This window comes from Lacrimispora sp., assembly GCF_047605665.1.
Lineage (GTDB): Bacteria > Bacillota > Clostridia > Lachnospirales > Lachnospiraceae > Lacrimispora.
Map to the genome: position 1 here is coordinate 153,956 of NZ_JASGFH010000003.1, position 19,750 is coordinate 173,705.

General features: G+C 41.4%; 21 protein-coding genes. All 21 read right to left on the minus strand.

What is annotated here, in order from left to right; translation table 11 throughout:
* Window positions 1–111: 111 nt before the first annotated feature.
* Window positions 112–399, minus strand: coding sequence for a hypothetical protein (locus QM657_RS03325; RefSeq protein WP_415065117.1), 288 nt, complete (start codon window positions 397–399; stop codon window positions 112–114).
* Window positions 392–856, minus strand: a complete 465-nt coding sequence (locus tag QM657_RS03330) for a helix-turn-helix domain-containing protein (protein WP_415065118.1) — start codon at window positions 854–856, stop codon at window positions 392–394. Before QM657_RS03330 ends, QM657_RS03325 begins: the two co-directional genes overlap by 8 nt.
* A 255-nt stretch (window positions 857–1,111) precedes the next feature.
* Window positions 1,112–2,044 (minus strand): DUF5688 family protein, encoded by a 933-nt coding sequence (locus tag QM657_RS03335; RefSeq protein WP_415065119.1) that lies wholly within the window; start codon window positions 2,042–2,044, stop codon window positions 1,112–1,114.
* Window positions 2,045–2,166: 122 nt separating this feature from the next.
* Complete coding sequence (locus tag QM657_RS03340) at window positions 2,167–3,822, minus strand: recombinase family protein (RefSeq protein WP_415065121.1); 1,656 nt, start codon at window positions 3,820–3,822, stop codon at window positions 2,167–2,169.
* Window positions 3,819–4,763: a recombinase family protein gene (locus tag QM657_RS03345; protein ID WP_415065122.1), complete on the minus strand. Its 945-nt coding sequence runs from the start codon at window positions 4,761–4,763 to the stop codon at window positions 3,819–3,821. Before QM657_RS03345 ends, QM657_RS03340 begins: the two co-directional genes overlap by 4 nt.
* A gap of 16 nt (window positions 4,764–4,779) precedes the next feature.
* On the minus strand, window positions 4,780–6,375 hold the full coding sequence (locus QM657_RS03350; RefSeq protein ID WP_415065124.1) for a recombinase family protein: 1,596 nt from the start codon (window positions 6,373–6,375) through the stop codon (window positions 4,780–4,782).
* An 80-nt stretch (window positions 6,376–6,455) separates the two neighbouring features.
* Window positions 6,456–6,617, minus strand: coding sequence for an SHOCT domain-containing protein (locus QM657_RS03355; protein WP_415065125.1), 162 nt, complete (start codon window positions 6,615–6,617; stop codon window positions 6,456–6,458).
* Between the two features lie 48 nt (window positions 6,618–6,665).
* Complete coding sequence (locus QM657_RS03360; protein ID WP_415065126.1) at window positions 6,666–7,034, minus strand: type II toxin-antitoxin system PemK/MazF family toxin; 369 nt, start codon at window positions 7,032–7,034, stop codon at window positions 6,666–6,668.
* Between the two features lie 709 nt (window positions 7,035–7,743).
* Entirely contained in the window at window positions 7,744–8,115 is a 372-nt protein-coding gene (locus QM657_RS03365; protein WP_415065127.1) for a hypothetical protein, read from the minus strand.
* 104 nt (window positions 8,116–8,219) lie between these two features.
* A complete protein-coding gene (locus QM657_RS03370) occupies window positions 8,220–8,639 on the minus strand; it encodes a sigma factor-like helix-turn-helix DNA-binding protein (protein WP_415065128.1) in 420 nt (139 codons plus the stop codon).
* A 766-nt stretch (window positions 8,640–9,405) separates the two neighbouring features.
* On the minus strand, window positions 9,406–11,388 hold the full coding sequence (gene tkt, locus QM657_RS03375; protein ID WP_415065129.1) for a transketolase: 1,983 nt from the start codon (window positions 11,386–11,388) through the stop codon (window positions 9,406–9,408).
* A gap of 23 nt (window positions 11,389–11,411) precedes the next feature.
* Window positions 11,412–12,065 (minus strand): fructose-6-phosphate aldolase, encoded by a 654-nt coding sequence (gene fsa, locus QM657_RS03380; RefSeq protein WP_415065130.1) that lies wholly within the window; start codon window positions 12,063–12,065, stop codon window positions 11,412–11,414.
* Window positions 12,062–12,367: a hypothetical protein gene (locus QM657_RS03385; RefSeq protein ID WP_415065131.1), complete on the minus strand. Its 306-nt coding sequence runs from the start codon at window positions 12,365–12,367 to the stop codon at window positions 12,062–12,064. Before QM657_RS03385 ends, fsa begins: the two co-directional genes overlap by 4 nt.
* Window positions 12,368–12,420: 53 nt before the next feature.
* Window positions 12,421–13,320 carry a ribokinase gene (locus tag QM657_RS03390; protein WP_415065132.1) on the minus strand — a complete coding sequence of 300 codons (900 nt, stop codon included), beginning with the start codon at window positions 13,318–13,320 and terminating at the stop codon, window positions 12,421–12,423.
* Between the two features lie 11 nt (window positions 13,321–13,331).
* Window positions 13,332–14,102 (minus strand): sugar phosphate isomerase/epimerase family protein, encoded by a 771-nt coding sequence (locus tag QM657_RS03395; protein WP_415065133.1) that lies wholly within the window; start codon window positions 14,100–14,102, stop codon window positions 13,332–13,334.
* 29 nt (window positions 14,103–14,131) lie between these two features.
* The gene (locus QM657_RS03400; RefSeq protein WP_415065134.1) at window positions 14,132–15,112 is read right to left on the minus strand and encodes a Gfo/Idh/MocA family protein; all 981 of its coding nucleotides are present in this window, start codon (window positions 15,110–15,112) and stop codon (window positions 14,132–14,134) included.
* A 15-nt stretch (window positions 15,113–15,127) separates the two neighbouring features.
* Window positions 15,128–16,069 (minus strand): Gfo/Idh/MocA family protein, encoded by a 942-nt coding sequence (locus QM657_RS03405; RefSeq protein WP_415065135.1) that lies wholly within the window; start codon window positions 16,067–16,069, stop codon window positions 15,128–15,130.
* 340 nt (window positions 16,070–16,409) lie between these two features.
* Complete coding sequence (locus QM657_RS03410; protein ID WP_415065136.1) at window positions 16,410–16,859, minus strand: YhcH/YjgK/YiaL family protein; 450 nt, start codon at window positions 16,857–16,859, stop codon at window positions 16,410–16,412.
* A 13-nt stretch (window positions 16,860–16,872) separates the two neighbouring features.
* On the minus strand, window positions 16,873–17,796 hold the full coding sequence (locus tag QM657_RS03415; RefSeq protein ID WP_415065137.1) for a sugar phosphate isomerase/epimerase family protein: 924 nt from the start codon (window positions 17,794–17,796) through the stop codon (window positions 16,873–16,875).
* On the minus strand, window positions 17,796–18,704 hold the full coding sequence (locus QM657_RS03420) for a dihydrodipicolinate synthase family protein (protein ID WP_415065138.1): 909 nt from the start codon (window positions 18,702–18,704) through the stop codon (window positions 17,796–17,798). Before QM657_RS03420 ends, QM657_RS03415 begins: the two co-directional genes overlap by 1 nt.
* Before the next feature lie 85 nt (window positions 18,705–18,789).
* Complete coding sequence (locus QM657_RS03425; RefSeq protein WP_415065139.1) at window positions 18,790–19,743, minus strand: ABC transporter ATP-binding protein; 954 nt, start codon at window positions 19,741–19,743, stop codon at window positions 18,790–18,792.
* Between the last annotated feature and the right edge of the window lie 7 nt (window positions 19,744–19,750).

The window sequence follows — 19,750 nt, forward strand, 5'->3', positions numbered from 1 at the left end:
TGTCTGTTCATCTATCGCCTGCAGAATAGATGAAAGTTCTGTACCATGTCCATTCTGTTCGCTGCTAATGCAGGTATTCTTCAAATGTGCAAACTCAATGAGTTTTTTCCCTCACTCTGTAAAATCTCCACAAGCTACGACGATCTTTTCCTTCCCACGTGGATCGGTATAGGTCCCAAGCAAAGTCTGCTGAGTTTTAAATCCGAGAGATACAAAGATATGGCAAGCGAGATATTCACTGATACACCCCTTGGTATAACTCATAGCTTTATTACGACTTGGGACAGGAGGAAACTTGAGCATATAGCTGTTTCCATTATAAAGAATATTAATCTTATTTCCGTTTGCACCACCATAGGCCCTGAATTTATTTACCTCGCATGATGTAAAATCAATCATGAATCATCTCCTCCTTTCCTTCTGTACCGAGATATTTTACACGCAGAAAGTCTGCCTGTTCCTCTGTAATCAGACCAGCCCAAAGGTTAGAATTAATGGCTCCATATAATTCTCCCCACAGACAGTCAAGATAGAGTACCTGCTCCTTTTCACCCTGCAAATATTCCTTAATTGCCTTTTGAACACTATCTGGCAGTCCGGCTTCCAGATAAGTTTTTCCGTTTGCCTGTCCAACCAAAGTATTTGTGTCCCAATCTGTTTCCAATTCCAGCAACTCTTCCGTAGATAGTCCGAGAGCCTTGGATAAATTGGAAAGTGTTTCGTCTCCACATTGGTCCAACCCAATTCTTCCAGAATAAATATCTGCGAGGACTGACCATGGAACCCCGCTTTTCTTTGATAAACGATAACGGGACATTTGCATATTGCGTAAAAGTTGTTGTATCGTCATTTTCATCACCTACAACCATTATATTGACGTTCCGGTATCGTGTCAAGGAAAGTTCTGACAATAAGATCTTCCTATATTTTTTGATATTTAATTTGGTCAGGCTAAAATTTCAAATGTATTGGAAATTTTAACCTTACCCATTTTCAGAAGATATGAAACCCTTTCCTTCTAAATGCTTCATATTATAATATTACGCTATAATGTTTTGTTTGATGAAAACTACGTATCCACATGTTATACCACACTCTGCTAGAAACATCATTACTGCATTTTCATTCCCAATTCCATATCACTCCCATCAATCATGGACAAAATCTGGTTTTGACTATCATATCTGTATATATTATCTGAAAGAAAATCCGCCTCAGAAACCTCCGTCCGGTTTACCGCCTTCACAGTATCGATAAGATCAGCAACATTGATATCCTCTGTTTCCTTCACAACAATCAGCTCATGCAAAGAAGAAGGTAAAATCAGAAAATCACCTCCAATTTTCTCACCGATCTCCTGCAATACATTCGGACAACTTATATACGCTGCACCATAATAACCATATTGATTGCTCAGTACAAAAAGATTTCTATCAGCCGGAGTCTCTAAAGGAAAAATACCTATAATTCCAAATATTTTTTGATTCAGGCTGCAGAAATCAGACTGAAATAATTTCTCCATACTCTGCACTGCCTGTTCATGGAGCTGCCCCTGGTCTATATTCCAACGCTTTAAAAAGCGATTATCTATCTGCATAGAAGCAAATGGACCTCCATCATTATAAACCAGGTATCGGTATGTCACTGCCAGATCCTCCAGCTTCTGATGTGGAATATTTTCTAATAATGCATGATTTTTTTCTGCATTGATAACACTGAGAAACAGACGATCTTTTATGTGATCATAGGATAAATCAATATTATTCCGTATTTTTATTTCGTCCCGTGCCGCAACATATTCACTGGCCATGAAACGCAGGGTACTTTCAACATCTATCCCCTTTTCATGAAGTCCATAATAATCCTCTGCGTAGAGAAGCGGCGCAGCCGGATCATTTAAACGATGAAGGGATACTCCATGAAAAAGTACCCCATTATTTTTTTCCAGAGGGACAATGGTTACCTCCATATCCTTTAACCCTTCCGGAAGATAACCTTTTATTTTATCTTTTACCTGCTCTAAATATTTTTCTAATGTCATCATAACCTCCCATTTTTCAAATAATCCATTACATGACCGCTATATCAACATCCTATTTTCTATCTACGTTTCAAAGAAGTCATTACCTCCTTCCCTGCCTTTCATGTTTCATCTATAGGGCGCCATTAATCATCATAAAGCCCTATTTTTTGTTCCATGATAATGCCGCATTTAAAGTGTATTTCTATTTTTGACTCACTGACTACCTTGATTTGCAGTACCAATCGTCTGATTAAATCCTCATCAAATTCTCCTACTTTACAACTTACTCCTTTTAAACATGAACTCATACCCTCTACCCTTTGTTCACTTTCATCATCCATTTTCTGCCTTCTTGCCAGATTTAATCTCTTTACTTTAAGGGCTTGTATTTTTTCTGCAATTTCCCTATACTGCTCATCAAAATCTTCGCTGTTGGCATACTGTTTCGCATCCTCTTCGATCAGGGCCAGAAGCTTCTTTTGCAGCTTATCAATTTCCTCATCAAACTCTGTTTTTACATTTTGGGTTGTGTAATCGCCTATCACCCGTATAAAATTTTCTCTGAATGCTCCCACAACCTCCCTTTGGTTCTCTACTACATCATTCACTGCAGTCATAATCGCTTCTTGCAGGGATTTCTCCTTTAAGGTAGCGGAACCCTTGCAGGTTTTCGTTCCTTTTAACAGGCGGCTCTCACAGCGCCACACAGGGGTAAGATTTCCATTTCTTGACCATGTTTGCCTGCGGTAAGGATGGGAGCATTCTCCGCATACGAGGATGTCTGAGAGTACATATTTTGAACTGTACTTACTCTTCTCTTTTTTGGCCCGCTTTGTAACGGAAGGCTTATGAAGGCTTGCCCTTCTCGTCCTCTCTTCCTGTACCTGATAGAAGAGTTCTTTAGGAATAATCGCTTCGTGATTATCCTCGATATAATATTGGGGTACGATACCATTATTTTTCACTCGCTTCTTTGTGAGGAAATCTGTAGTATAAGTCTTTTGCTGCAGGACATCGCCCATGTATTTTTCATTTTGGAGGATCTTTGCAATAACGGTATCATGCCATCTGTCATTTCCGGTTACCGTCTTGATGCCTTCTGCCATAAAGGTGTCTGCTATTTGCTTTGTACTTAAACCTTCCATATAAAGGCGATAGATCCTCCGGACTAATTTTGCCTGCTCTGGTACGATGATAAGTTCTCCATCTTCATCTTTTGTGTATCCCAAGAACTTTTTATGGTTGACCATTACTACCCCATTTTCATATTTTCGGGCGATTCCCCAACGTGTATTCTCACTTAGATTACGGCTTTCTTCCTGGGCTTGGCTGCTTAAAATGGTGATTAATATCTCACCTGATCCCTCCAGTGTATTGATACCTTCTTTCTCAAAAATGATGCCTATATTTTTTTCCTTAAGTTTCCGTATGGTCTGCAGGCAGTCCACTGTATTTCTTGCGAAACGGCTGACGGATTTGGTTAGGACCAGATCGACTTTTCCAGCCATACAGTCTTCAATCATGGCCTTAAAATCATCTCTTTTTTTGATGTTTGTAGCAGATTTTCCATCATCAGCATAGATACCTGCCAGTTTCCAATTAAGGTTCTTCTGAATCTTCTCGGTATAATAAGATATCTGGGCCTCATAACTGCTTTCCTGCTGTTCTAATTGTGTGCTGACACGGCAGTACGCTGCTACACGCAGGGCTTTAAACTGCACCTTGACATTTCTATCATAAGTAGCTTGTGGGGGTATGATGGATATGTTTTTCTTTCTTACCGCTTGCACGATCCTCATCCTTTCTTTCTGTTTTTATATGTTTCGTTTTCATCTGCCTCATTTTTATATGTTTCATGAATCTTTAGTCCATTAATAAATTCCACTTCAATGCGTCCATTCTTATAAATAATCATGCGTTTTATAATCTGTAAAAACAGAGTTTCCTGAAATTCTGTTTGCAGTTCCTTATGAGCAAGAGCCTGCTTTATATTTTCCGTATGGTATTCATAATCAAAAACCTGTGCCGTCTGATAAAGTAATTCTGACCTTTGAAAAATCAGCATCGCCAGTTCTTTCGAAGAAAATTGTTCATCTGCCTCCAGTTCCCTTATCCTCTGATCCACTCTCCAAAACTTTGGCGGATAACGCCTCGGGCATTCTTTTGGCTTTTTTTCCAATAGCGAGGGGGTTTTTATTATCTGGTTCACAGCCCGGACAAAGACTTCTTTTATCTGTTCCTCTGTAATAGTTCCGCAGATACAATGGACACGATTCTTATAAATATACTTTTTACACTTCCACTTACTTTTTTCTGAAGGTTTTCCACAGTTCTCCACATACTTCCGGAAAATCTCTCCACATTCTCCGCAACAAACTCTGCCTATGAATGGGTTCTTGTTGCTCCTTCCACTGACCTGCATAACATGTCTAATCTTCTGTTTTCCTTCTTCTCTGCGATTCTGTACTTGATTAAAAATTTCCTTTTCAATCATTTGGGGATATAGTTCATCACCCATATATTTAACATTCTCTAAAATCTTGCCTACAGAATTATGACTCCAGGAAGGTTTATTGTTAGCATTCAAAGCTCCATTAACATTCAACTCCTTGGCTATTGCATAGGCAGATATTCCCGAAAGGTAATCTGAAAAAATCTTTCTTACAATCTTTGCATTTTCTTCCTCAAGAAATATTTTCCCGTTTCTCATACGGTATCCCATTGGCATATGTCTTTGCATTATAGGTGCCCTCCTTTCAACAGTTCTCAGTAAGTTCCAGTTTGTTTTTCAGGCGAAAGGTTACGCTCTTCTTCTCTTTGATAATGATCTGCTCTACACTTTGCAGGAACAAATCTTCACGGTAGCGGTCCTGTATCCCCGGATGGATTTCAAAAAGTTCTATAAGCTGCTCCGTATAAAAAATCTCATTCTCATATCCGCTCCCTTCCAGAAGAATCTGTCTGTTTTTTCGAAGGGCGTCCATTTTTACTTGGAGAGCAGTCTGTTTCTCTATAAAAATAGCAGGGTCAAGATATCCTTTTGCGGCTACTCCGCTCAAGATATGACTCTGCTTTGATAACTCCATTATTTTTTCGTTATGCTCTCTGATTTCTTTTTCCTGGTGCTCATCTGCACGCAGTCTTTTTAAAGATTCCAGAAGTGGGAAAAGGATCTCTATGTAATTACTGGAGAGTTTATTCCACATCAGGGTAAATGCCTGCTGTATGATATCCTCCCGGATTGCTGTTATACTGCATTTCTCCTTATTTTCGATGTGTTGAGTACAGCACCATTGTACGTTCTCATAGGGCTTTCCGATATATATCTTCTGCCGTTTGAATACTCCGCCACATTTACCACATATAATTTTGCTGCTGTATGCGTACCGACTCTGTGATTTTATTCCATCTGTTTTCATCTGTCTTCGGCGGTATTCATAAATCTCTTTGACTGCTTCTGCTTCTCCTATGCTGATGATTGGTTCGTGATTTCCAGAGACAAAATACTGAGGCAGTTCCCCTTTATTTCTTTTTTGCTTAAAAGGAACTACCTCAGTAGTATAATATCTCTGCAATATTAAGTTTCCAGTGTAAACCGGGTTTTTAAGAATATCATTTATTGTGCTTTTAGACCACTTTTGGGCACCCCGCATAGCCGGAAAACCTCTATCAGTCAGTTCTTTTACAATAGTATAAGGACCTTTTCCATTTAGATATTCTTTGAAAATAAAGCGGACCGCTTCTGCCTCCTGTTCATTGATCCTCAATTCTCCTTCTATATTATTGTATCCCAGAGCGGGAGTGGATATAACAAATGTTCCATCCTGGAACCGCTTGGTCACTGCCCATTTCATATTACTTGAATGGCTTTCCGCTTCACCCTGTGCCAGAGAACTTAAGATGGTCAGCAGTATTTCACTATTCTCAGATAATGTATTAATATTCTCTTTCTCAAAAAATACTGCAATACCAAGTGACTTCAGCTTACGGATTGCTTCGACACTATCGACGGTGTTTCTGGCAAACCGGGTAACTGATTTTGTGATGATCAGATCAACTTTTCCTGCTTCACAGTCTTTCATCATACGCAGGAAGTCATCACGTTTTTGTAGTTTCATTCCGCTTCGTCCTTCATCCGCATAAATTCCGGCATATTGCCAGTCAGTCCTTTTTCTGATCATTTCTTCATAATAGGCTGTCTGTGCGGTAAAAGAATTGTGTTGTTCTCGGGAATCGGTACTGACACGGCAGTAGGCACAGACACGTTTTTGGGGCTGAAGCTGCATCATTACCTGAGGTTTTACAGGATTAATTTTGATGACTTTTTTAATTTTTTCCTGCTTGCCTGCCATGGTTTTTTCCTCCTTTCCAACAGGATTCTCTCCTGTTAGCAACATACATTACCACACAATCTTCAAAATAGCTACTGTTATTACACATATACTTTTGCAAGTTGAGGCTGGAAAGTCTGCCGGTTTAAATCATCGATTTTTTCGTACTCTTCACTGGTAATCAGATCTTTCTGAAGCAGAATTCTTAAGAACTTCAGTGTGATCTTATATTTAACTTCATTAGCCGCCTGTTCCTTAGACATAAACATCTCCTCCTATACTGACAGAATTTTCTCTTTATAATTGCATTTCTACTGTATCATCGGCTTGTTAAGCCCTATACTGAGTGCCAGTGCCTGATCCACTGAAAGCATCTTCGACTCATCCAAACTGCCTATGTATTCAAAGAGCCGGAGGCGGTCAATCGTGCGTATCTGTTCCAACAGTACCACTGAATTCTTCTGGAGAGCCTCCATACACCCGATTTCAACATGAGTGGGCAGTTCCCTTTTAGACCGGCTTGTGATGGCTGCAACAATAACCGTGGGGCTGTATCGATTCCCGATATCGTTTTGTAAAATAAGAACGGGGCGGCTGCCTCCCTGCTCGCTGCCTACCACCGGACTTAAATCAGCATAGTAAATGTTTCCACGCCGTATGGCTCTTTTTTCTTCCTGCAAAATATGAACCTCCTTTTCATTTGCTTAATGGCACAAATACAGGGACCACTCATTTCGCTCTTAAATAAAGCAAAATTGCTGAGTGATCCCCATCGCTTCTGACATTAAGTCTTTATAATCTAACATCTAAAAACTGTGCTTAATTCGACACTACTTCCCAAGCACACAAGACTGCGACTATGTCGTAGCTCATAGGGCGATGGCTTAAACTGCAGCTGGCTAATACTATGCAAGCATAGTAAACCGCATCATGGGAGTCTCACCCCCAGCAGGATCTCTGCCGGCTGCCCTCATTGCGTGATCCCCTGGTCAGAGGGGGCTGTGACTGGGCAGAAGTATCAATATAGGCTGACGGGATTATTGCAAAACAGACTGCCAAGTCTGTTTTCTGGCCGGATGGGTACCGCTTTGCACCTTATTTGGCCGTCTTTGATAGGTGCAGAAAGAAACAAACAAGAATAAGTGATTTTGTTTTTCTCTCCGCTTTCCTACAGGTGGTCTTAGCGCATCCTCCAAGGTCGCTTTTCCTTTTCAGGTCTGTCAGCTAACGTATTCAAGTCATCGGATATTAAATTTTCAAAGTACCTTTGGGGAAAAGAAATACCCCCTCACTATTAATCCACTTTCGTGAGGGGGTTGAGCCAACTTATTTTTAATTTTTCATAAATTTTTAAATGAATCAGTCTTGGGGGTTCTTTTTCAGTAACACTTACGTTTCATGTCCGCACCATCCCAAAGAACTTTCTGTCTTCTGCTCTGCCTTTATCTTCGGCTCTTTTAATGCAATCTCCCTTAACTCCGCAACCGTCAAGGGATAAAGGCCATACTCACCCGGTTCGGCTCTGCCTGTTCTGATCCATTCAGGATTCGTTGCATCAGTTCCGAGTTCTCCTTTATCCGTCAGATATAATACTTCTGTTCTTCCACTGGCATACTCTATAACATCCCCATCATGTAATTCATCTCCATTTCTGTCAAAATACCTTACTACATCTCCCTCACAAATACATCCGGCTTTAATCTTTTCTTCCATTTTCCTCTCCTTTTCAGACCTGTATTTTTTAGGAATCACTATTTTCATATCCAAATTGTTGAATATGATTTTTCCAAGGTATGCTTGGGAAAACAGAGACTCTTCCCCTCACTACTAATCCAATTTTGTGAGGGGATTGAGCCAATGTGTTTTTAACTTTCCATAAGTTTTTTCAATTGAGCCAAGATGCGAACCTTTCGGTTATGAATGGTTTTTTGAGGTATACCTGTTTCTCTGGATATCTGATGTTCACTTTTATTCTGAAAAAACAATGTAAAAATTAGTTCCTGCTCTTCTTTAGTAAGCAATCCAAGACACTGATAGAGACTTTCCGCAACCAGCTTGTCCACAACCATGTCTTCGACACAATTGGAAACTAAATCAGGAATCGCATCTTCTCCGTTAGTTTCATCTGTGTCCAGAGCACTGTAATGAAATACACCATGTCTTGCATCCTTTTCCTCCAGATACAATTCCCGCCTCTTCATTCTATAATAAGTTAAATATACCTCTTCACTGACAGGAACTAACTGTCCCTGAATATTAATCTGATATTCTTTTCTTTCTGCCATATGGCTTGTCCTCCGTTTCTGAATTTTGAAAATCAATCAAAATGTCAGAAGCGGAGGGGAACGGCAACGCGGTTGAATCGAGTTAACATTCTCAAGCCTTATATTGGGTACAACATGTAAAATAAGCGAGTATTTTGTCGAAAAGAAAAAGTCAGCACTTTGCCTATGGCAAAATACTGACTTTTTTAAATTAATACTATGAAATTGGATATTTAAAACGCTATGCGTATAAAACTGTTTTATTCTTATTTCCAACCATTTGATTGGTAGGAGACCAATTTATCATAGAAGTACCTTTCGTCAATTAGATGTAAAACATGACGCTCTGGCTTTTCATAGAAATCGTAGTAAAATATTTAAGCCTTCCCTTTGACAAAGGAGTGGCTTTATATTGTTTTAACAGCCAGACTATCAAGTACAATAAGCACCTTAGATCTTTAGCTTCGTGCCACCGCACATCAGGGACTTTTTCTTTATCTGCAATCCATTCCATGATCGCTATGATATAGCAACTTGCTTTTATGAGAAAAGGACAACCCTCCACCAATATTCGTGGGTAGAACCTCTCACTCGTTCTGGAAAAAAACTTCTCACTTTCTCAAATACTACATTGAATCGAAGTTGAATTTTATTATACCTAAGGTGTTTTTTTGTAATTAGCAGTTTTTCATTGATCTACATCATGTAAATATTAATCTTTATAAAAGATTAAGCCCGCCTTTCCGACTTAGATAGGCAGGCTTTTACGTAAAGCGTAGAAACTATATTAAAAAAGATCTTCCACTGTCTTTACTACATTTTCAACAGTAAATCCAAATTTCTCAAACAATGTCTGTGCCGGAGCCGAAGCTCCGAATCCATGCATTGTCACGTAAGCACCGTTAAGACCCACGTATTTTCCCCAACCAAAATCAGACAGAGCCTCAACCGCAACTCTCCTGCGAACTGCTTTAGGGAGCACCGATTCTTTATATTCCTCACTTTGCTGTTCAAATAAATCCATACAAGGCATGCTGACTACCCGGACGTTTGTGCCTCTGTCTTTCAGCACCTTAGCAGCTTCTGCTGCCAGAGATACCTCGGAACCACTGGCTATCAAGATCGCATCAGGAGTGTGATCTCCGTAATCCTTCAGAACATAGCCTCCCTTGAGGGTTTCCCTGCTGGACCCTTCAAGCTGGAGCAGGTTTTGCCTTGTTAATACCAGAGCAGTAGGTCCATCTGTTGCCGCAGCCGCATAATACCAGGCAGCTGCTGTTTCTGTGGCATCGGCTGGCCGAAATACATTAAAATTAGGCATGGCCCGGAGCATAGCAAGCTGCTCTATCGGTTCATGAGTAGGCCCATCCTCGCCCACACCAATGCTGTCATGAGTAAATACATAGGTAATTGGCAGTTTCATCAATGCAGACAGCCTTGCCATAGGCTTTACATAATCACTGAATACAAAGAAGGTGGATACATAGGGCCTTAAACCTCCATGAAGGGCCAGACCATTACCGATGGCGGCCATGGCCAGTTCTCTTACCCCGAAGTGTATATTTCTTCCTCTATAGTTTTCTTTGGAGAAATCTCCCTCATCCTGCATATACGTCTTCGTTGAAGGCGCCAGATCTGCAGCACCGCCAATCAAGCCGGGAAGAACATTCTTTAAACGGTTGATCATGATCCCCGATAAGTTTCTGGTTGCCTGAGGCTTGTCCTCATAAGCCCAAAAACTTTCATCCCCTAAAACTGCCTTTGCAGCATCAGGATCATGGTATTGATCCCAGAGTTTTTTCATATCCGGATAAGCGATACAGTATCCTTGGCATAAATCCAGCCATTCTTTCTCCGCCCTGACTCCCTGCTCTGCCAGTTCCTTATAATGGTCATAAACGGCCTGAGGGACAAAAAACGGTTCCTTGCTTTCCCAGCCTAAATTCTCCTTCATGGCATCAACATGCTCTAAGCCCAGGGGTTCTCCGTGAGCGCTGGCCTTACCCTGTTTTCCTGGACAGCCATATCCAATCTGTGTTTTTACGGTAATAAAGGAAGGCCGCAAATAATCTGCCTTTGCTTCTTCGATAGCTCTTCCAATGGCCGCCAGATCATTGCCATCTTCTACGGTCAGGGTCTGGAAACCAAATGCTTCCATTCGTTTTTGGACATTTTCTGTAAAAACAATGTAAGTGCTTCCCTCAATACAGATTTTGTTGGAGTCGTATAAGACAATGAGCTTTGACAGCCCCAGGGTTCCGGCCAGGGAAAATGCCTCCGAAGAAATCCCCTCCATCATGCAGCCGTCTCCGCCTAACGCATAGGTATAATGATCCATAACAGGATAATCCGGCTTATTAAATATGGAAGCCAAATGGGCCTCAGCCATTGCCATTCCCACCGCCATGGCCATGCCTGCTCCAAGGGGCCCAGTAGTGGCTTCTACTCCTACCGTATGTCCGTACTCCGGATGCCCCGGTGTCAGAGAATCCATTTGCCTGAACTGCATCAAATCTTCTTTTTTCAGACCATAACCAAACAGATGAAGAAGAGAATATAAAAGAGCGGAGCCATGGCCTCCTGACAGAATAAACCGATCCCTGTTCTCCCACTTTGGATTGGCCGGATTGTGGTTCATATGATGAGCCCATAATTCATATGCCATGGAAGCAGCTCCCAGGGGAAGCCCCGGATGGCCGGAGTTTGCCTTTTGCACGGAATCTGCTGCTAACACGCGGATTGCATTTACAGATTGGTACTCTTTATTCATACGCTAACCTCCTTAAGCGATCTCTATTCACCAAATACATTCCGGTAATCTTCCTGGAATTTTGCAATTCCCTGATCCGTTAAGGGGTGTTTTGTCATCTGGACAATGACACTGTAGGGAACAGTCGCAAGGTCAGCACCTGCTCTTGCACAATCAATGACATGGATAGGGTTGCGCACGCTGGCGGAAATAATCTGCGTTTCAATATCATGCACCTGAAAAATATGCGCAATTTCTTCAATTAACCGTACTCCTGATGTGGAAATATCATCAAGCCGTCCTAAAAAAGGAGAAACATATGTAGCCCCCGCCCTAGCTGCTAAGAGTGCCTGAGCAGCTGAGAATATAAGAGTAACATTGGTCTTGATTCCCTCAGAAGACAGAACCTTTGTTGCCTTTAAGCCCTCTACAGTCATAGGAATCTTGACAACCATATTGGGATGGATCGCAGCAATTTCCCGCCCCTCCGCGATCATTCTTTCCGCATCAATGGTCGTAGCCTTCACTTCCCCGCTGATCGGCCCATCCACAATGTCCGCAATCTCTTTGATCACTTCCTTAAAATCCCTGCCCTCTTTTGCAATAAGAGAAGGATTGGTGGTTACCCCGCAGATCACTCCCATATCATTTGCTTTTCTGATGTCATCAACATTTGCTGTGTCTATAAAAAATCTCATGTATCATTCCTCCTTAAATATTCTGGTAAACGGATCATGCCGTCTGCAGCCATTAGCGGGCTCAGATAATCCATATAAGCCTTTTTAATCTGACAATTTTCTAAACCAATCCATTGAACCGGGAAAGCCCGTACCTGATTGGATACCTCTGAAATATTTACTTTTACAAATTCAGGACCTCTTCCACGCTCATAACTGTTTCCTACAAATATTCCCATTTCGCCTTCCACTGCATGCACAGATTGCCACCCTGGGATAATCAATCCTGTGATAAACGGAACCCACATTGTCTTTCGTTGCATTAAGAATCCTCAAACCTACCTAACCCAGCACATATTGTTTTGCTTAACTCTCTTTAAGCAAATACTTTCACTTCTTCCTTATGTGGTATGGATGGCATGGCACCTGCTCTGCTTACTGCAATAGCCGCTGCTTTAGAGGCTATATTCATGGAATCAGTTAACGTTTCCCCTGATAATAAACCTCCCAGGAAATACCCAGTAAATGTATCTCCTGCCGCAGTTGTATCAATAACCTGGACCTGATAGATTGGTTGATTAATACACTCAGTTCCAGTAAGGCAAACCGAACCCTTACCGCCCATAGTCAGGACAATCGTGGCCTCTGGGAACCTCACTCTTAGTCGCTCCGCCAGTTGCTCCCCATCAAAACTATCTTCGTGCTCTTCTCCCAATATCTGGAATGCTTCAATCTCATTGAGAATGAAATAATCAATACGATGCAAAGGCAGTGCGAGCACTTTCTCATCCATTGGTGACGGATTCAAAATCACTTTCATTCCCACAAGCTTTGCCTTATCCACAATATAGGGCAAGTTGTTGATCTCATTCTGAATCAGCAGATAATCCTCGCCAGTAAAATGCTCGAATACTTCGTCAATCTGTTCACGTTCAATGGCTTGATTCGCCCCGCCATATAATATGATACAATTATCCCCATCTGCATTATTCTGAATAATCGCATTGCCAGTACGTACATCCGCTCTGGTCCTTACGTAATCCGTATTCACCCCGGCTTCAACCAACGCGTCCAGAAGGAACTGGCCGTCTGTTCCTACCGCTCCCGCATGATAAGTTACAATTCCGGCACGAGAAAGTGCAACTGACTGATTAAGGCCCTTTCCTCCAATGAACACATTTAGTGTTTTAGCAGATAGGGTCTCTCCCTTAGACACAAAATGATCTACCAAATACACATAGTCAATATTCAATGATCCAAACGATAATATTCTCATAAAAATCTCCTTTATTTGCCAAAAGCTTTCATTGCTCTTTGATATGCCAGATTCCAATCTTTTGGAATATCCGCTTCGATTGTCACGGTATCGTCATAACCAGATTGTTTCAACACCTCCCAAAAAGCACCATAGTCATAACCATCCTCTGGTACAGGATATTCTCGTTCCGGGTAAGAAATCGGATAATCAATATGAACATGATGGATATAAGACACATACTCTACAACATTTGAAAAAGGTTCTTCATTACCAACCATGTGTCTGAGATCCGCCATTGTAAATACATTAGGTCGATCTACCTTTTTAATGATACTTACTGCTTCTGGAATCGTGTTAATATAATTTGAGTACTTTGGCCCTAATGGTTCCAAGATCAATTCCTGCCCATTGGTTTTCGCAATATCAGCTATCACTCTGAGCAATTCAATAAATAATGGTTCTTTTTGTAAATCCGCTGGTGTCTGGAGTAAACGTGCCTTTCCATTACCAAGAATAATCTTGCGGATGCCTAATGCACGGGTTCTCTTACACACCTTTTCCAAATATGGAACTAATTCTGTCGGCGAGAAACCATCTGCAAAGAATGTCGGCTTTGTAATCGGGAAAAGTCTTGATCCTATCAGCACTTTAAATCCTTTTGCTTCTACTTCTTTAACAAATTCCGCGAATTTTGTTTCGCTCAATTCTTCTATCTCCGGCATATCCAGTTCTGCATAATCATAGCCCGCTTTGCTAATTTTAGGATAATCACCCATGAGTCCAAATCCGCCCAGTTTCATTTATACACTCTCCTTGTTATCCAGCCTTCTTATTTTCCAGTTGCCTTGCGATTCATCTCGTCCAAAATATTTCTAACTACCAGCATCTCGCTAAGAGACGCTCTAGGTTTCCTGCTATTCATAAAATCATCCAGTGTAGTCTTGGTGAAGATGGAATAATATACATCACTATCTGTATTTACCAATTCATTCGTGGGAGTACTTCCATATTCCCGGATGGCAAGATTATTCTCAGCCAGTACGTAATAACCATTCTTCGTTACAATAGTCCACCGATTTTCTCTCTTGGAATCTTCTGACATCGGGTATGCATATCCGCTCTCAAGCAAGAGAGATGCACCTGATTCCATACGAAGCATAGACGATGCATAGGTCTCAATATCATACTCTGATGCGCACTGATAGATAGAAGATAACGTATCTGCACACCTACTGTCTGTAAGAAATAGCGCCATATCAATGAAGTGTACCCCTAGATTCGTCATACATCCGCCTCCGGCTGTCTCACTGGAAAGCATCCACTTCGATGTGTTTAAGTATCTGGATGGCGGCCCAGCGATAAACTTATATGACATATGGAGAATATCTGTTGTAAGATACTTGTTCTTCAGATCATTTACCGTGTCGCTATATCTCCAAACAAATGGAATCGCACAGAATACCCCCTTCTGCTCTGCCTTGTGATACAGGCTCTCCACTTCTTTACCATTCAATCCAGCCGGCTTTTCCATAGAAAATGCAATTTTGCTATCAATCAGATAATCTGCCACCGCCTTCATCTGATAATGAGGCGCAAATGCAAAGACAAAGTCCGGCTTCGCTTCCATCAGCATCTTACGATAATCCTGATATCCAGGACATCTATATTTCATCGCATATTCAGATGCAATCGCTTCATTCTCGTCACTGACGGCAACAACAGAGTTTTCTGGAAGTCCACTCAAATATAAAGGCACATGCCAGTGGCTAACCCCCAGTAATGCTATTTTGATGTCAGAAGTTATAATCATTTATACCAACTCTCCTTAATCCATCGCAGGAAGGCCTGCGCTTCGCAAAATACGATCCAGCAACTCATGTGTCTTAAAAGCATCCGCCGCATTGGTAATCGGGGTCTGATTATTTTTCACACAATCCAGGAAGTGTCTAATTGCATTAGAGAATCCCAGCTTATCCTCAGACTTCGCCCACCCCATAGCTAATGGAGTCATCTCCATCGTATGTTTTTCACGTTCATCGGTTATAGTCACACTGTCAGGCATCTTAATCAATACCGAACGACTGCCTCCATGCATCTCAATGGTTTCTTCCCACTGACCTGCACTTCTGTCTGCTACAAGTATACCTGATGCACCGTTCTCAAATTCCATCTGTGCAGTAGTAAATGTTTCATAATAAGGATCTGAGAACTTGGAAATAGCATTAATATTTCGAACCTCGCCACCATAAAAGCGCATAAGATCAACAATATGTATGGCATTTTCCAGTGTAGCTCGATATTCTGTCTTCGGACGATTCTTCTGACCGATAATGACATCTGGCTGGATATCAGTATATACTTCCTTGGCTCTTTGGCAAACCGGGGCATAGCGACGATTAAATCCGATCATTAACTTCTGACCGGTCTTCTCTGCCACATCAGCAATATGCGCAGCATCTTTCAATGTGGTCGCCATCGGCTTCTCACTGTATACATCTATTCCGTGATGAAGTAGAAAGGATATCTGATCTGCATGACACTCCTTTGGGGTAAGTACAAAAGCACAGTCCAAACCCAAATCCACGAATTGTTCCATGGTTTCTACCGCATTCTGTGCTCCACACAGCCTCTGTGCCTGTTTCGCTTCTTCAAGCTTCCCGGCCATAAGGCCAACGAACTCAACATCGTCAAATCTTGGCAAAACCGGTAAAAAATTATTCTTTGAAACATACCCAGCACCAATAACACCAACTCTTATCTTATTCATTATAATTTCTCCTTGTATAATATCTTCCATAATTTTATCAAGCATCATATTCTATTTTTAAAAATGGGGGAATACAATTCTTATACTGATTGCTGTAACTAATACTAATAGTAATACTAATACAACCCACAGCAGAAACATATATTTCAAAACTTTAAACGGATTATACTTTCCTAAGGCAAATACCAATGCTTAAGTAACACTGCTGCTTGAGAAACAAAAGAATAAACGCTTCTGACATGGTAATATTCAACCGAGCACCAAAATCCTCGTACATGACATTGCTACTCTTTTAATAATTTCCCTCACTTTTCTCTCCATCGTCAAAAAATGTCATACTTTATACTATATAGGGAATCTTCAATACTAATTTTTTATAATGACAAGAAACTCCATTCACCATCCCACAACACTTATGTACATCTCGCGGTAACAGAATATAAAACTGCCCACTTGTAACTATTTTTCTTTCCCCACTTCCACTGAATAATTCCACATCCACTTCTTCATTATAAGAGGTATTCAGGCTCAATGACATTCTATCTGCATATTCTATACTTTCCATGCCATCGATAACTAATTGTACATCAACATATTTTCTATGGCATTCCATCAGATTCTTATCCAGATCTGCTGTCATCCCCTCCTGCACCAAGGCAAAAATACCATGTCCTGCTTCATATCTTCCAACGGGCGCTTCCATCAAAGAATCTGCAAATTTGATGCCTTCCGTTAAATATTTTAAAGTGGTTACATAGCTCTGCCTATTGTTCCATTCATCAATAAACATGACTAAATTAATACTAAGTGATAACCCAGTTATTCCGGGAAAGAAGCGCCTTTTCCTGTTCAGTAATTATCTTTTTAAGATATTCCGCTGACTTTTTCATACCAATGGAAGCATCAGGTATATCATCCGGATGCCACCTTCTCTCATATTCCAGAGAAAGCCATCCATCATACCCATATTCTTTTACCATCTTCAAAATCTCCGCCCATGGAATAATGCCCTCACCGACAATCCTCGTATACACATTTCTTTCAGATTCATCCGGATGGGAAACTTCAGATGAATTGAACGCAACACCCTCTTTAAACACCAGATCCTTAACGTGCATATACTCCACATATTGCTGCTGAATCTCGATTGCCGCCTTATAATCTTCTTGTTCGGTAAAATTCAGATTCGCCTGATCATATAAAATACGAACAGCCGGATGATCAATTTCCCTGATCAGGTCAACAGTTTCCTTTGCAGATACGGCCATTGTATTGAAATGGTTTTCAATTAACAACGTCACATCCTTTTCTGCCGCCCGTTCCCCCAGAAACTGCATCGATTCAACAAGTTTTGCTCTTCTTTCCAATAAATTCGCTGTATCGCCCGCCTGTAGATTTCCGCCATAAATCCGAATAAAGTGAGCGCCGAGGTATTCACACGCATCGATCACTTTTAAGATTGCATCAATTTCAGCAGTTCTAATCTGTTCATCCAAAGAGTTAAAATATGAATTGTATGGTGTAAGACATGAGATTTCTATCCTATTTTCTTCTGCAGCCTTTTTTACCAAAGCAAGTTCTTCCTTACTGCATGCACAGGAAATACCGCTACAGTATCCATCCTGAATAACGATCTCTGCACCTTCAATACCGATATCATGAAACAGCTTTATTGCTTCAATCACCGTATACTCTGGTGTCCCCATCGTATGCCCTGAAATTTTCATTACAATATCTCCTCCTTGCAATACTCAGCATAAATTTCCGCCAGAGTCTGCTTCTCCGCATCAGAGAGTGCTCTGTGGGGTGCACGGCATATATCAGTACTGATCACGCCTCTCAGTTTCAGCAAGTGTTTCAGAGCAGGAATGCCGGGAATCCCCACCAGTTTTCTATCAGTTTCTACAATCTTCTTCTGGGTTTCCATTGCTCCGGCGAAATCGCCTTCACTAAATTGACTGTACAGCCGGTTGAATCTCTCATAGAAAATGCTGCCAGGACCGGTAACTGTCCCCACCCCGCCAGTCATCATGCATTGCAGAAACAAACTGTCACATCCAATCAACAGCTCGGGAACCCTACCCACCGTATTGAGATAATCTTCTGCACGCATGAGATCAGGGCTGCTGTATTTGATACCGACTACATTTTCATAAGCAGCCATTAACCGTTTCAGCAGAGAAGGTCTAACATCGTTGGTAGTACATCCGGGAATATTGTACACGTAGACTGGAAAATCTTCGGGAAGTCCTTCAATTACAGCCGCATAATACTGAAAAAGCGACTCTTCATCCATACCAAAGAATGCCGGACTCATAATGCCAATACCGTCTGCTCCAATTGCTGCTGCATGTTTTGCATGTGAAGCAGTTTCCTCCGTTGTCATACTGCCACACTGAATAAAAAGCGGAATCCTGTGATTGTTGGTCTCAGCCATAACCTCAGCAACATGTTCACGCTCCTGCTTTGTCATTAGCAGACTTTCACCGTTTGTACCATTGGGATAAAGCGCATTTGTTCCTGCCTCTATCAGATAATTTGTAAAATTCCTTAAAGAAGTATCATCAATTGTTCCATTCTCATTCATGGGCGTAATAGTAGGAATAACTACGCCTCTCAATCTTTTCTCGTACATAATCTTTTCTCCTTTTTTAATTGATGGTTTGTAAGTGTTTGCGAAATGCCAAACCTCACATTACTCCATGGTAAAATCGAATTGATCAGTTTATTTCATCGACTCGGCAGCAGGAAACAAAATGACCAGGCGATACTTCGGTCAGCGTCTGCGGCTCATGACAGCGGTTACAGACATAGTTGCAACGCGCAGCAAACCGGCATCCCGGCTTAGGATTCACTGGCGAAACCAACTCTCCTTTAAGCAGGAGACGTTCTTTCTTATGCCGAACATCGATAGAAGGAATCGCCGACAGCAACGCTTTGGTGTAAGGATGAAGTGGCTGCTGGAACAATTCTTTGGATGGACTGGATTCCACCATCTGACCCAAATACATAACGCAGATTTTCTGAGAAATATGACGCACCACTGATAGGTCATGAGTAATAAACATATAGGTCAAGTCTTGCTTTTCCTGCAAATCCTGCATCAGATTCAAGATCTGTGCCTGTATCGACACATCCAGTGCAGAAACCGGTTCATCGCAAACTACAAACGAAGGGTTCAGAGCAATAGCACGGGCTACACCGATTCTCTGCCGTCTTCCTCCATCCAACTCATGAGGATAAGAATTCCAGAGGCGGGCACCGAGACCAACCGTATTCATAATCTCATCTGCCCGTTCCTCTGCCTCCTTATTACTGAAGCGTTTTGACAGAAGCAGCGGCTCTGTAACGGTTTCACTCACTGTCATTCTGGGATTCAGGGAAGAAAAAGGATCCTGGAAGATTATCTGCATCTCTTCTCTGAGCTCGATAAGCTTCTTCTTGTTCACTTTGGTAATGTCCTCGCCTTTAAACAGTATCTGACCACCCGTGCTTTCAAGGAGATGAATCATTGTTCTTCCAAGAGTAGACTTGCCGCAGCCGGACTCACCTACAATACCAACTGTAGTTCCTTTTTCAATGCTAAAACTCACATCATCCACAGCATGAAGCGTACCTCTGGGTATGTCAAAGTATCGTTTCAAATTTTTTGCTTCAATTAAAGTATTTGCCATAATAATC